Source organism: Mesorhizobium sp. M0074, from assembly GCF_040322975.1.
Lineage (GTDB): Bacteria > Pseudomonadota > Alphaproteobacteria > Rhizobiales > Rhizobiaceae > Mesorhizobium.
The window spans coordinates 1-579 of sequence record NZ_JAMYUM010000102.1 but is presented as its reverse complement, the minus strand read 5'-3'; the positions used below and the strand labels follow the sequence as shown (position 1 = coordinate 579).

General features: G+C 58.4%; 1 protein-coding gene. It reads left to right on the top strand.

The window, feature by feature from the left end:
- On the top strand, window positions 1–579 hold a 579-nt coding region (locus tag NKJ73_RS34160; protein ID WP_352572797.1), incomplete at both ends, for an AMP-binding protein.

Genomic DNA, 579 nt, shown 5'->3' with positions numbered 1-579 from the left:
GCCATCTCGCCTACATCATCTACACCTCGGGCTCCACCGGGACGCCCAAGGGCGTCATGGTCGAGCATCGCGGAGTGGTCAATCTTACAGCATGGCATGTGCAAACGTTTTGTCCGCAACCAGAAACCTGCTGCACACTCACGGCTGCAGTGGCTTTCGACGCCAGCACCTGGGAGCTATGGTCCGCATTATGCAATCGTAGCACATTGCTGCTGCCGCCCAGGGCGGCAGCAGGAGATTCCTCGCGTCTGTTGCAATGGTGGCGTGATCAACCACTGGACGCCGCCTTTCTAGCCACACCGCTGGCTACAACCGCATTGCAAGACGAGCTGGTAAATCCAAAATTGGGGTACTTGCTGATCGGGGGTGATCGTCTCCAGCGTGTTCCTTCCCGGATACCATCTCCTCTCAAGTTGATAAACAACTATGGCCCTACGGAAGTCACCGTTGTGGCAACGTCGGGACGACTTCTCAGTGACAACGCCGTGCCGCATATTGGCCGTCCGATCGCCAACACGCGGATCTATCTTCTGGACGGTCATGGTGGGCCGGTGCCGTTCGGGGCGGTGGGCGAGCTTT